Source organism: Buttiauxella ferragutiae, assembly GCF_022637515.1.
GTDB lineage: Bacteria > Pseudomonadota > Gammaproteobacteria > Enterobacterales > Enterobacteriaceae > Buttiauxella > Buttiauxella ferragutiae.
On record NZ_CP093332.1, the window covers coordinates 3,227,357 to 3,239,000 of the forward strand.

The 11,644-nt window shown below is 52.0% G+C and carries 10 protein-coding genes; 7 read left to right on the top strand and 3 right to left on the bottom strand.

Features of this window, described 5'->3' with window-relative positions; translation table 11 throughout:
• From astD to astC, 3 genes are read right to left on the bottom strand one after another with little or no spacing between them, the layout of a single operon-like run.
• A complete protein-coding gene (astD, locus tag MNO13_RS14865; protein WP_133522594.1) occupies positions 1 to 1,473 on the bottom strand; it encodes a succinylglutamate-semialdehyde dehydrogenase in 1,473 nt (490 codons plus the stop codon).
• Positions 1,470 to 2,504 (bottom strand): arginine N-succinyltransferase, encoded by a 1,035-nt coding sequence (gene astA, locus MNO13_RS14870; protein WP_064547585.1) that lies wholly within the window; start codon positions 2,502 to 2,504, stop codon positions 1,470 to 1,472. Before astA ends, astD begins: the two co-directional genes overlap by 4 nt.
• On the bottom strand, positions 2,501 to 3,721 hold the full coding sequence (astC, locus tag MNO13_RS14875) for a succinylornithine/acetylornithine transaminase (RefSeq protein WP_064547587.1): 1,221 nt from the start codon (positions 3,719 to 3,721) through the stop codon (positions 2,501 to 2,503). Before astC ends, astA begins: the two co-directional genes overlap by 4 nt.
• Positions 3,722 to 4,251: 530 nt before the next feature.
• Between astC and MNO13_RS14880 the strand changes: the two genes are divergently transcribed.
• The 7 genes from MNO13_RS14880 to MNO13_RS14910 all read left to right on the top strand — a co-directional run bounded on the left by MNO13_RS14880 (position 4,252) and on the right by MNO13_RS14910 (position 11,562).
• Positions 4,252 to 5,124, top strand: a complete 873-nt coding sequence (locus tag MNO13_RS14880; protein WP_064547589.1) for a hypothetical protein — start codon at positions 4,252 to 4,254, stop codon at positions 5,122 to 5,124.
• Positions 5,125 to 5,323: 199 nt separating this feature from the next.
• The gene (xthA, locus tag MNO13_RS14885; RefSeq protein ID WP_064547592.1) at positions 5,324 to 6,130 is read left to right on the top strand and encodes an exodeoxyribonuclease III; all 807 of its coding nucleotides are present in this window, start codon (positions 5,324 to 5,326) and stop codon (positions 6,128 to 6,130) included.
• Positions 6,131 to 6,148: 18 nt separating this feature from the next.
• Positions 6,149 to 6,808 (top strand): TVP38/TMEM64 family protein, encoded by a 660-nt coding sequence (locus MNO13_RS14890; protein ID WP_121815431.1) that lies wholly within the window; start codon positions 6,149 to 6,151, stop codon positions 6,806 to 6,808.
• A 10-nt stretch (positions 6,809 to 6,818) separates the two neighbouring features.
• Positions 6,819 to 7,994, top strand: a complete 1,176-nt coding sequence (locus MNO13_RS14895; protein ID WP_422387195.1) for an ABC transporter substrate-binding protein — start codon at positions 6,819 to 6,821, stop codon at positions 7,992 to 7,994.
• Entirely contained in the window at positions 7,967 to 9,559 is a 1,593-nt protein-coding gene (locus MNO13_RS14900; RefSeq protein ID WP_422387196.1) for an ABC transporter permease subunit, read from the top strand. Before MNO13_RS14895 ends, MNO13_RS14900 begins: the two co-directional genes overlap by 28 nt.
• Positions 9,559 to 10,182: an ATP-binding cassette domain-containing protein gene (locus MNO13_RS14905; protein ID WP_121815429.1), complete on the top strand. Its 624-nt coding sequence runs from the start codon at positions 9,559 to 9,561 to the stop codon at positions 10,180 to 10,182. Before MNO13_RS14900 ends, MNO13_RS14905 begins: the two co-directional genes overlap by 1 nt.
• 84 nt (positions 10,183 to 10,266) lie before the next feature.
• Positions 10,267 to 11,562: a rhodanese-like domain-containing protein gene (locus MNO13_RS14910; RefSeq protein WP_241938948.1), complete on the top strand. Its 1,296-nt coding sequence runs from the start codon at positions 10,267 to 10,269 to the stop codon at positions 11,560 to 11,562.
• The last annotated feature ends 82 nt before the right edge of the window (positions 11,563 to 11,644 follow it).

The following is an 11,644-nucleotide window of genomic DNA, read 5'->3' on the forward strand; positions in this document are numbered from 1 at the left end:
TTATTCCTTACCGCTAAAATCAAGCCCAGGGCTGAGGGTGGCAGGCAGCGGGAATGACGGGCTTTCCAGTGTAGCCATTGGCCACGCGCAGTAATCTGCCGCATACCAGGCGCTGGCACGATGGTTGCCAGATGCACCAACGCCGCCAAAGGGTGCCGCGCTGGAAGCTCCGGTTAACGGTTTATTCCAGTTCACAATCCCGGCTCGCGCTTCCAGTAACAGTTGCTCGAATTGCTCACGATGTGGCGAAATCAACCCGCTCGCCAGCCCATAACGAGTGTCATTGGCCATGGCAATCGCCTGGTCGAAATCGGTATAACGATAAACGGTCAGCAACGGGCCAAACACTTCTTCGTCTGGCACATTGGCGACACCCGTTAGTTCGACAATTCCCGGCGTTAGCAACGAGGTTCCGGCTTTCAGTAGCTTCGGCTCAAGCAACGCTTTGCCGCCGCGCGCGATATGCTCCTGCCAGCCGCTCAGCACGCGTTCAGCGGCCTGAACTGAAATTAGCCCGCCAATAAAGGGTTGCGGTACGGCGTCCCAGGCATCAGGGCGAATACGCGCCGCCACTTCTACCAGACGCTTCAGGAATACATCGCCCTGCGCGCCCTGTTTAACCAGCAAGCGGCGCGCACAGGTACAACGCTGCCCGGCAGTGACAAATGCCGACTGAATCACCAGATGAACAGCTCCGTCGATATCCTGAGGATCTTCGACGATCAGCGGATTGTTTCCGCCCATTTCGAGCGCGAGAATTTTCTCCGGCTGCCCGGCAAACTGGCGGTGAAGTTGATAACCGGTATTCGCGCTGCCGGTAAACAACAAACCGTCGAGCGTTGGCTGTTGCGCTAACGCCTGCCCGGTTTCACGCCCGCCCTGCACCAGGTTCAGCACGCCATCCGGCACCCCTGCCTGTTGCCAAAGTTTCATCACCTGTTCGCCAATCAGCGGCGTCAGTTCACTTGGTTTAAAGACAATCGTGTTACCCGCCAACAAACCCGGCACGATATGCCCGTTTGGCAAATGCCCTGGGAAGTTATACGGGCCAAACACCGCTAACACGCCGTGCGGACGGTGGCGTAATGTAGCCGCGCCGTCTGGCATTTCGGTGTGAGTTTCGCCAGTACGCGTGTGGTAAGCCTTAATCGAGATGGCGATTTTGTTGATCATCGCCGTGATTTCGGTGGCCGCTTCCCAGCGCGGTTTGCCGGTTTCCTGAGAAATGGTGACGGTTAATGCTTCTTTGTTGGCCTCAAGCAGCGTGGCAAATTTCTCAACAATTGCCTGACGATGGGAAAACGGGCGTTTCGCCCATGCCGGAAATGCGACACGCGCCGCATCACACGCTTGCCCGACTTGCTGCGCATCCGCCGCAATGCCTTCCCACAGCAACTCGCCATTCACCGGATTATGCTTTTGCAGTGATTCACCCTGCCCGGAAAGCCATTGTCCATTAATCCACTGAGTCATACTTTTTTCTCCTCGGGGCACAAACGCACCAAACGAATCCGATCACCGGAGCTGCATTTCAGGGCATCAGCGGTTTGGGCATCAACAATCAGGCGGTCACCTTTTGGGTTCGCCTTAATCAACATGGCACGAAAATCATTATATTTTTCATTGGCGACCAGACACATCGGCAGCTCTTCGGTTGCCGGTTGTCCAATCACCAGTTCCACCAGGTGGCTTTTACGAATCGCGCGAACCCTGTCGATGTCGCATTCCAGCGTTGGCCCGCCGTCGAAAATATCCACGTAATTGCGGTAGCGGAAACCTTCCGCTTCGAGAACTGCTCGCGCTGGGGCCGTTTGCGGATGCACTTTACCAATCACCGCCCGTGCTTCGGCCGACAGGAAATCGGTATAAATAGGATGCTTTGGCATTAACTCGGCGATAAACGCTTTCTGCCCGGTGCCGCACAAGTAATCTGCACGGCTAAACTCCATTGAGAAGAAGCGGTTGCCGAGGCTTTCCCAAAACGGTGAATGGCCATGTTCATCAATCACGCCGCGCATCTCAGCGACCACTTTGTCGTTAAAACGATCGCGAAACGCTGCCATAAAGAGGAAGCGCGATTTAGACAGTAAGTAACCGTTGCCCTCTTTGCGCCAGTCGGCATCAAGGAATAACGTACAAAGCTCGCTGCTACCGGTGTGATCGTGGCTGAGAAACAGCGTCGGCAACGCGTTGTAAATGTTCAGCTCTTTGGAAGCGTGAACATGCGTGCCAACGTGGTAATTGTACCAGGGGTCGTTTAACCCGACGGCCACTTCAATGGCGCAAATACCCACCACGCGTTCGGTTGAGGAATCTTCCAGGACGAAAACATAGCCCTGTTCGCCTTTTGGCAGGCCACCCTGCCAGGTATGAATGGAGCGTTCGATACGTGCCGACAGCGTTTTTTCATCCGCAGGCAGCGAGGTCAACCCGCCGCCTGTTTTACCCGCCAACGCCAGCAGCCCGGATATATCACCGCGCTCAACCGGACGGATAACCATCATGATTGCTCTCCCGCTAAGAAGCGTTCACAGGCGCGCTCAAAACGATCCAACCCTTGTTGCACTTCGCCTTCGCTGACAATCAATGCCGGTGCAAAACGCACCACATTCGCGCCAGCGATCAGCATCATCAAGCCTTCATTCGCGGCAGCCTGTAAGATAAGTTTAGCTTTTCCGTTGTACTGTGGTTGCAATACGCAGCCAATTAACAACCCCAGACCGCGCACTTCACTGAACAACTGATGCTTCTGGTTAATGTTGTTTAAACGCTCCACAAACCAGGCGTGACGCTGTTTCACGCCATTAAGCACTTCAGGCGTATTGATGATTTCCATTACTCGCCCGGCAACCGCACCCGCCAGCGGGTTACCGCCGTAAGTGGTGCCGTGGGTGCCCACCACCATCACTTTGGCGAATTTATCAGTCGTCAGCATGGCACCGATCGGGAAGCCGCCACCTAATGCTTTGGCGGTTGAAAGCACATCCGGCGTAATGCCGTAGTGCATGTAAGCGTACAGCTCGCCGGTACGGCCCACACCAGTTTGTACTTCATCGAAAATCAGCACTGCGTTGTGACGATCACACAGTTCGCGCAAGCCTTGCAGGAATGTTGGGTCAGCTGGCACCACGCCGCCTTCACCCTGCATCGGTTCCACAATCACCGCGCAGGTATTTTCATTAATCAGTTCACTGGCAGATTGCAGGTCGTTATAAATCGCGTGGCTGATTTGCGGTGGTAACGGGGCAAAATCTTGTGAATAAGCCGGTTGTCCACCAGCGGAAACAGTAAATAGCGTGCGGCCATGGAAGGCATTTTTGAAAGCAACGATGCCGCTTTTCTGCGGGCCAAAGTTGTCATGTGCGTATTTACGCGCCAGCTTTAAAGCCGCTTCGTTGGCTTCAGCGCCGGAGTTGCAGAAGAACACTTTCTCGGCAAAAGTGGCATCAATCAGCTGTTTTGCGAGACGCAAAATCGGCTCGTTAGTGTAGCCATTGCCGGTATGCCAGAATTTTGCCGCCTGTTCTTCCAGCGCTTTGCGCAGTTCAGGATTGGCATGACCGAGAGCGTTCACTGCGATGCCGCCCGCGAAGTCGATGTAATCTTTGCCTTGCTGGTCCCATAACGTCGACCCTTCACCACGTACCGGAATAAAAGAAGCTGGGGCATAAACGGGCATCATCCAATCGTCGAAATTCTGGCGGGTAATTGACTGCGACATAGCGACCTCTTCCGGTAAATAAAAAGTTATTTGAATGTTAAATAATTGGGTGTTTGCGCTGTAAATGTAGATTGCACGCTTCGTGCCAGCCAGCGATATAAATGAATAGCACAGAGGTGTGATTGAAAAATCAATGAGTTACAAATACACGCTATTCACATAAAGTGAATAATTAGTGCATAGTTTTATGGCGGTGTATGGATCGCAACACGAAAACAAGAAATATTATGCAGTAGTAAAATTTAATACTGGATTTGTGATCAATGCTGGGGTTTGCACTAAGTTTGTTGCACCAAAAAACCGCATACGCCCTTAAACAGGGCATATCTGCTCCCAGAAGATTTGTCGGGTGAATGAATACAGCCAACGTGCATGAACTTGAAATATGGCGAGTGGTAGGTGTATTCCCATTTTTTTTATGCGTATGTATAATAAAAACCTAAATGCCCACCATTATAAATATAACATATATATTATTTATATACATGCCGTAAATATATAAACACTACACATCATTGGATGATGAAATAATGTTAACAAGCAAAGAGATAAAAATCGGAGAGAAACTGTTGCGTATAACACGCAACAGATGGTCAAATAAAGCCAGTGAATATATGCTCAGTCGTGGCTCACTATGGTATAGCAATGAGAGTTATCTGGCACAAAAAATGGTTCACGCACTAAGGGTATCTGCCGGAGTTCGCTTTTCTTCCGCAAGCCATCTCTCTTTAAGTAATTACCATTTTTTACGGGAAATGCTCCACCCATTAAGCAGTCGTGAGAAAGTCTTTTTAAGCTATTTCATGGCTACACCTTTTTATGCTTTGCATGCCACAAACAATAATCGTGTCATTAATGACAAAGGAGATTTAGTCCTTTATTCACGCAAACAACTGATGGCTAAAGGAATCCCCTTCCCCTCAGAAAATAGTCATCCATTAGATGTCCACGGACTGGCAAATACAGACTATGTTTTCTTTTCGCTTGAAGCAGGATGTAGTCTTAAAAAAAACAGAAGCCGTTTTGGTAAAACATTCTTTAAAATTAATTACCAGCACTCACAATTTAGTAACTCATCAATGGTTTTACTTGATCAATTAACACTGGAAACACCGAGTTGTAAAATAAACGATCTCAGTGATTACTGTAAAAGCATGCTCGCCGATCGGGAAATACCCAGGACAGATATATTTTTCCAGGGCAGACAGTTTTCACTGCAAGGGTTAGCTCATTACATTATCGCTACCATTCGCTTATTACCTGATGAAGATCAAAATATCCTCTTTGGAATGGTTAGCACCAACCAAATGAATAACTTAATCAATAGTTTTTTCCGCCCAGAAATCCGAGTTCCACGCATGGCAGCATTCAAAAAGGGGCAATTTACCGTCTATAAAAACTGATATTTTGTATAAAAATAACATCCCTGTTTTCTTTCCAGTTACAGCATTAGGCATGTAACTGGAATTCCAACAAAATCAATGCCCAAACCACTTGATTCAGCCATCGCGTAAATAATCCAAAGATGTCATCCTGTCCGGCATTTCTATCGATTTTCTGCTACCATCCTGCAACATTGTTAAGTAACCACGGCAGCGACTTATGAAATTCGTCTCTTTTAATATCAACGGCCTGCGCGCCCGTCCGCATCAACTTGAAGCCATTGTTGAACAGCATCAGCCTGACGTTATCGGTTTGCAGGAAACCAAAGTCCATGACGACATGTTCCCGCTCGAAGATGTCGCAAAGCTTGGCTACAACGTCTTTTATCATGGTCAGAAAGGCCATTACGGTGTGGCGCTGCTCACCAAAGAGACACCGATTTCGGTGCGCCGTGGCTTCCCTGGTGACGATGAAGAAGCACAACGCCGCCTGATCATGGCTGAAATCCCTTCGCCATTAGGTAACCTGACGGTGATTAACGGTTACTTCCCGCAGGGCGAAAGCCGCGACCATCCGACCAAATTCCCGGCCAAAGCGAAGTTCTACCAGGATCTGCAAAACTATCTCGACAGTTCTTTGAAGAAAGACAGTCCGGTGCTGATTATGGGTGATGTGAATATCAGCCCAACCGATCTCGACATCGGCATCGGCGAAGAGAATCGCAAACGCTGGTTGCGCACTGGTAAATGTTCCTTCCTGCCGGAAGAACGCGAGTGGATGGACCGCCTGATTAGCTGGGGCCTGGTCGACACCTTCCGTCATGCCAACCCGGATGCACAAGACAAGTTCTCGTGGTTTGATTACCGCTCAAAAGGCTTCGATGACAACCGTGGTCTGCGTATCGACCTGCTGCTGGCAAGCCATCCGCTAGCTGAACGCTGTGTTGCGACCGGCATTGATTACGATATTCGTAGCATGGAAAAACCTTCAGACCACGCCCCCGTTTGGGCTGAATTTAAGCTGTAAGGGAAAACACCACATCCGATGCGTAAGTTACTGTTTGCCACGCTGGTTGTGGTTTTTGTCCTGCTCATCTTCTTTTTGCCGCCAGGCAGCCTGGCGGCACTGCAACATTATCAGGCACAGTTTTCTGACTGGCATCAGCAGCACCCGCTACAAACGGCGCTGGCTTTCTTTCTGATTTATGTGCTCGTCACTACCCTTTCAATTCCTGGCGCAACACTCTTAACGCTGTTGGCTGGCTCGCAGTTTGGGCTATTCCAGGGCACCGTACTGGTGGCACTGGCGGCGACCTGTGGCGCAACGCTTGCCATGCTGATTAGCCGCTATTTATTACGCGCCTGGGTACGACTTCGTTTCGCCACACCGATGGCTGCAATCAATAGCGGTGTGGAACGCGAAGGCTTGTACTATCTTTTTGCATTACGACTGACGCCCATTTTCCCGTTCTTTCTTATCAATTTGCTGATGGGCCTGACATCGGTCAAAACGCTGGGTTATTTTGCCGTTAGCCTTGTCGGGATGCTGCCAGCGATTGTGGTTTATCTCAATGCTGGCCGCCAATTGAGCCAGTTGCGTAGTCTTAGCGATATTCTTTCACCCGGTATGATGTTGATGTTCGCTCTGCTCGGCTTCCTGCCGCTGTTCTCGCGCTGGATAGTCCGCTTGCTGCGAAAATCATAAGGATCCCATTTTGCGTCTTTTAACGCTTTTGCTGTCGCTGGTTGCGATCGGCTTTTCATGCTTTGCACAGCCTACTGACTGGGATAGCCTGCGCCAGCAGGCAAAAGGCCAGACGGTTTACTTCAACGCCTGGGGCGGCGACCCTGCGGTAAACAGCTATCTCGACTGGGTCGCCGGAGAAATGAAGCAACACTATGGCGTGACGCTCAAAGTCGTGCGCCTGGCGGATGCTGCCGACGCGGTAAAACGTATTCAGAGCGAAGACAGCGCAGGGCGCAAAGATAATGGCTCGGTCGATTTGCTGTGGGTGAATGGTGAAAACTTCCATACTCTGAAACAGGCCGGTTTGCTAAAAGATGGCTGGGCGTGGGAATTACCCAACTGGCGCTATGTCGACCAGAAAAAACCAGTACGTGAGGATTTCTCGCAACCGACTGACGGTGCCGAAGCACCGTGGGGCAGCGCTCAATTGATGTTGATCGGCAATGCGCAAACGGGTGTGAAATTCCCGCGCAGTGCACCTGAACTGCTGGCATTTGCCAAAGCGCATCCTGGCAAATTGAGCTACCCCCGTCCACCTGATTTCACTGGCACCGCGTTTATTGAACAACTGCTGATTGTGCTGACTCGAGAGCCGCAAGCGCTGCGCCTGCCGCCTGATCCGGCCACCTTTAAGCAGGTGACTGTGCCACTGTGGGATTATCTCGACCAACTGCATCCGCTATTATGGCGCGGGGGAAAAACCTTCCCACCAACGCCTGCACGCATGGACCGCATGCTGGCGGATGGCGAGCTGTTGATGTCGGTAACGTTTAATCCGGCGCATGTCGATAACCTTATTGACCGCAAACAACTGCCGCATACCGCAAGGGCATTTGGCTTTGCGCAAGGCATGCTGGGCAACGTTCACTTTGTGACGATCCCCGCCAATGCCCGCGCGCAGGCTGGTGCACAAGTGGTGGCTAATTTCCTGATGTCACCGCAAGCGCAAATCCGTAAGGCTAATCCGGCAATTTGGGGCGATACCACCATTCTGGATAGCGCAACGCTGCCCGCACCTTTGGGCGAACAACTTGATGCCCAAAAACCTGCCCATCTGCAAGCGGTACCGTATCTGCCAGAGCCGCATGCCGCCTGGGTAAACGCGCTGGAAAAAGAGTGGTTACAACGCTACGGGGCGAAATGAGTCTACGTTTATTAGCCTGGTTTGCCGTGGGTTGCGTTTTTGCCCCACTGCTTCCGGGCTTGCTAATGATGGCAACCCCCGCGCTGGAGCCAGGAATCTGGCAGGCACTATGGGCTGACAACCAATGGTCTGGTGCTTTACTGGCAACACTCAACTCGACGGTGATTAGCGTCACGGGTTCGCTGGTGTTATGTCTGGTGCTGCTTTGTGGCCTGTGGCCTGGCGTTCGCTGGCAGCGTTATGCCGCGCAACTGCCGCTTTTATTAGCGCTACCGCACGTCGCATTTGCCAGCGGTTTTTTGTTCCTGTTCGCCGATAACGGTTGGCTCGCTCGCTTATGCGGCATCTCATTTCATCTTGATGAATATGGCATGGGTCTGGGTATTTTGCTGGCGCTCAAAGAGAGCTGGTTTTTATTATGGATAGCCAGCACCCAGCTCAATTACCAAACCCTTTCCCAACAGCTCACCGTCGCACGCAGCCTGGGCTATGGCCCGCTCCAATGCCGCATTCGCGTGCTGGTTCCGTCATTGTTGCCGCGTCTGAAATGGGCATTACTGGCGGTGGTGGCCTACAGCCTGTCCGTGGTGGATGTGTCCATTATTCTCGGTCCGAACAACCCACCGACGCTGGCGGTACTGGCGTGGCAGTGGTTGAACGATGCCGGCCCGCAGCGCGTGGCGATGGGCATGTTGACCTCACTGTTATTAGTCGGGCTGTTAGGTTGTTTTATCGTGTTGGGCTGGATTTTATGGCGCGTGTTTCGCCGCGCAGTCGGGCGTTTTTCAGGTCAAAGACATCTACTTAATATCCAGCCACTGGCATCAAGTTTAGGGTTGGTGATGACGGCAACCTGCATCGCGGCGCTGGCAATGCTGGTTATCTGGTCGATGGCCGAGGGTTGGTTTTATCCTGCTATTTTGCCGGATGGCTGGGCGTTTTCAGGATGGCAAGCGGCTGAGTTGTCGCCATTGGGCACCACGCTGCTACTGGCGCTGGCAAGCAGTTTCACTGGCTTGCTGGTGATTATTCTGTGGCTTGAGGGTGGCAATCCCCGTTTTGATCTGTGGCTAGCGCTACCGCTATTTTTGCCTGCTTTACCGCTGGTCGCCGGGCAATATCGTATGCTGTTAATTTTGCAACAAGACGGCGGCTGGCCCGGTGTTATCTGGAGCCATTTACTGTGGGTTGTGCCGTATATGCTTTTGGTAGCGCGGCCCGCCTGGCAGCAGATAGATCCGCGTCTGGTTATCACCGCCCGCACCTTTGGCTGGTCATCGTGGAAAATTGTCTGTTTGGTTAAATTACCGCTGCTGGCACGCCCTCTTCTGGCGGCGCTAGCGGTCGGGTTTTCAGTCAGCATCGCGCAATATTTACCGACACTGTACGCGGGGGCTGGGCGTTTTACCACTGTCACCACCCAAACTGTGGCACTGAGCAGCGGTGGCGATCCGCAACAACAGGCGATTCAGGCGTTGTTGCAGATGCTGCTGCCATTCATCATGTTTATCATCACGCTTCAGGTTGGCCGCCTGCTCGGGCGTTTTCGACAAGGATTACGCTAATGCTGTGTGTTCAGGATTGCACCATTACCAGGAATTCCCGCTCGCTGATTCACGCGCTTAATTTCACCGTTTCTGCGGGGGAAGTGCTGACGCTGATGGGACCATCAGGAGCGGGTAAATCAACGTTTTTAAGTTGGATAATTGGCGCATTACCCGCTGAATTTACGGTGACCGGCGAGTTATGGCTAAACCAACAGCGTCGCGATACGCTGCCGACCGAACGGCGAAACATCGGTATTCTGTTTCAGGATGCGCTGTTATTTGACCATCTTAATGTCGGGCAAAATCTGGCAATGGCGATTCCGGCCGCGGTTAAAAGTCGCGAACAACGGCAGCATTGCGTTGAACAAGCGCTGGAAAATGCGCAGTTAGCGGGCTTTTCACGTCGTGACCCGGCGACTCTTTCTGGCGGGGAACATGCACGGATTAGTGTGTTAAGGGCATTGTTAGCGAAGCCAGAAGCTCTGTTGCTCGACGAGCCTTTCTCGCGCCTTGATCAAACCTTGCGCGAGCAATTTCGCCAGTTCGTCTGGCAACAGGTTGAGCAACAAGCTATTCCGGTGGTGCTGGTCACCCATGACCCGCAGGATATTCCGCCTGATGGGCAGATTATTACGCTGTGAATCAAATATGCGGTAACGCAAGGAATCACTCACGTGAATGGCGCAAGATAGCGCCTCTTTTTTCTCTCTTTTTCAGGTTATAAGATGAAACGTGTTTCTCAACTAACCGCCGCCTTGATGTTATCTGGGTTGGCGCACATGGCTCTTGCCGCAGAACTGCCTTCCCAAATGACTTTATCCAACCTTCAGGCGCAGCACGGCGTGGTGATTGATACCCGTCCCAGTGCTTTTTATAACGGCTGGCCGCAAACCCTGAACGGTGTTGGTGGCCACGAGCCTGCCGCGCTTAATTTATCGGCCAGTTGGTTAGGCATGATGAATGACGAGCAACTGCAACTGTGGGCAAAACAACACAATCTGGCATCAGATAGTTTGATTGCGCTGTACGGCCAAAGTGATGAGACAAAAGCGGTAAAAGTGCGGCTGTCCAAACTGGGTTATCAGCACATCGCTCTGCTGTCTGATGCCCTGCAACAACCGGCACGTTTGCAGAAAATGGCCCACTTCGAGCAGCTTGTTTATCCGCAGTGGCTACATAACCTGATGCAGAATAAAGACGTTGTGGCAAAACCTGCGGGCGAAGTCAAAATCATCGAAGCCGCCTGGGGTGCACCGAAACAGTATCTGTTAAGCCATATTCCTGGCGCGGATTACATCGATACCAACGACATCGAAAGCGAGCCGTTGTGGAATAAAGTGTCTGACGACCAACTCAAAGCTTTGCTGGCAAAACACGGTATCCGTCATGACACCACGGTGGTGATGTACGGACGTGATGTCTATGCTGCGGCACGTGTCGCACAAATCCTGCTGTATGCCGGCGTGAAAGACGTGCGTTTGCTGGATGGTGGCTGGCAGAGTTGGGCTGACGCCAAATTACCTGTAGAGCGCGGTTTGCCAAACGAGGTTAAACCGGCAGCCGATTTTGGTGCGCCATTCCCAGGCCAACCACAGCTGATGCTCGACACCGAGCAAGCGCGCGGGTTGTTAGGCCGCAAAGATGCCTCGCTGGTCAGTATCCGTTCGTGGCCGGAGTTTATCGGCACTACCAGTGGTTATAGCTACATCAAGCCAAAAGGTGAGATTGCCGGTGCGCGCTGGGGCCATGCGGGTTCTGACTCGACGCATATGGAAGATTTCCATAATCCGGACGGCACCATGCGTTCTGCTGATGACATCGCCGCCATGTGGAAGAGCTGGAATATTACGCCGGATCAGCAAGTGGCCTTTTACTGTGGTACTGGCTGGCGCGCATCAGAAACCTTCATGTATGCCCGTGCGATGGGCTGGAAGAATGTCGGCGTGTACGACGGCGGCTGGTATGAGTGGAGTAGTAATCCGAAGAATCCGGTAGCTACGGGTGAGCGTAAGCCTCTGTAAGATGTTTTAAGTTTTCCCCTCACCCCGACCCTCTCCCTCAGGAGAGGGGGAAAACACGCGCGGTGAGGGAGAAACCGCTCTA

Excerpts from the sequence above, each read along its gene's own strand:
- MNO13_RS14905 (WP_121815429.1), top strand. The coding sequence starts at position 9,559 with ATGCTGTGTGTTCAGGATTGCACCATTACCAGGAATTCCCGCTCGCTG.
- MNO13_RS14910 (WP_241938948.1), top strand. The coding sequence starts at position 10,267 with ATGAAACGTGTTTCTCAACTAACCGCCGCCTTGATGTTATCTGGGTTG.
- astD (WP_133522594.1), bottom strand. The coding sequence starts at position 1,473 with ATGACTCAGTGGATTAATGGACAATGGCTTTCCGGGCAGGGTGAATCA.
- astC (WP_064547587.1), bottom strand. The coding sequence starts at position 3,721 with ATGTCGCAGTCAATTACCCGCCAGAATTTCGACGATTGGATGATGCCC.
- xthA (WP_064547592.1), top strand. The coding sequence starts at position 5,324 with ATGAAATTCGTCTCTTTTAATATCAACGGCCTGCGCGCCCGTCCGCAT.
- MNO13_RS14880 (WP_064547589.1), top strand. The coding sequence starts at position 4,252 with ATGTTAACAAGCAAAGAGATAAAAATCGGAGAGAAACTGTTGCGTATA.
- MNO13_RS14890 (WP_121815431.1), top strand. The coding sequence starts at position 6,149 with ATGCGTAAGTTACTGTTTGCCACGCTGGTTGTGGTTTTTGTCCTGCTC.
- astA (WP_064547585.1), bottom strand. The coding sequence starts at position 2,504 with ATGATGGTTATCCGTCCGGTTGAGCGCGGTGATATATCCGGGCTGCTG.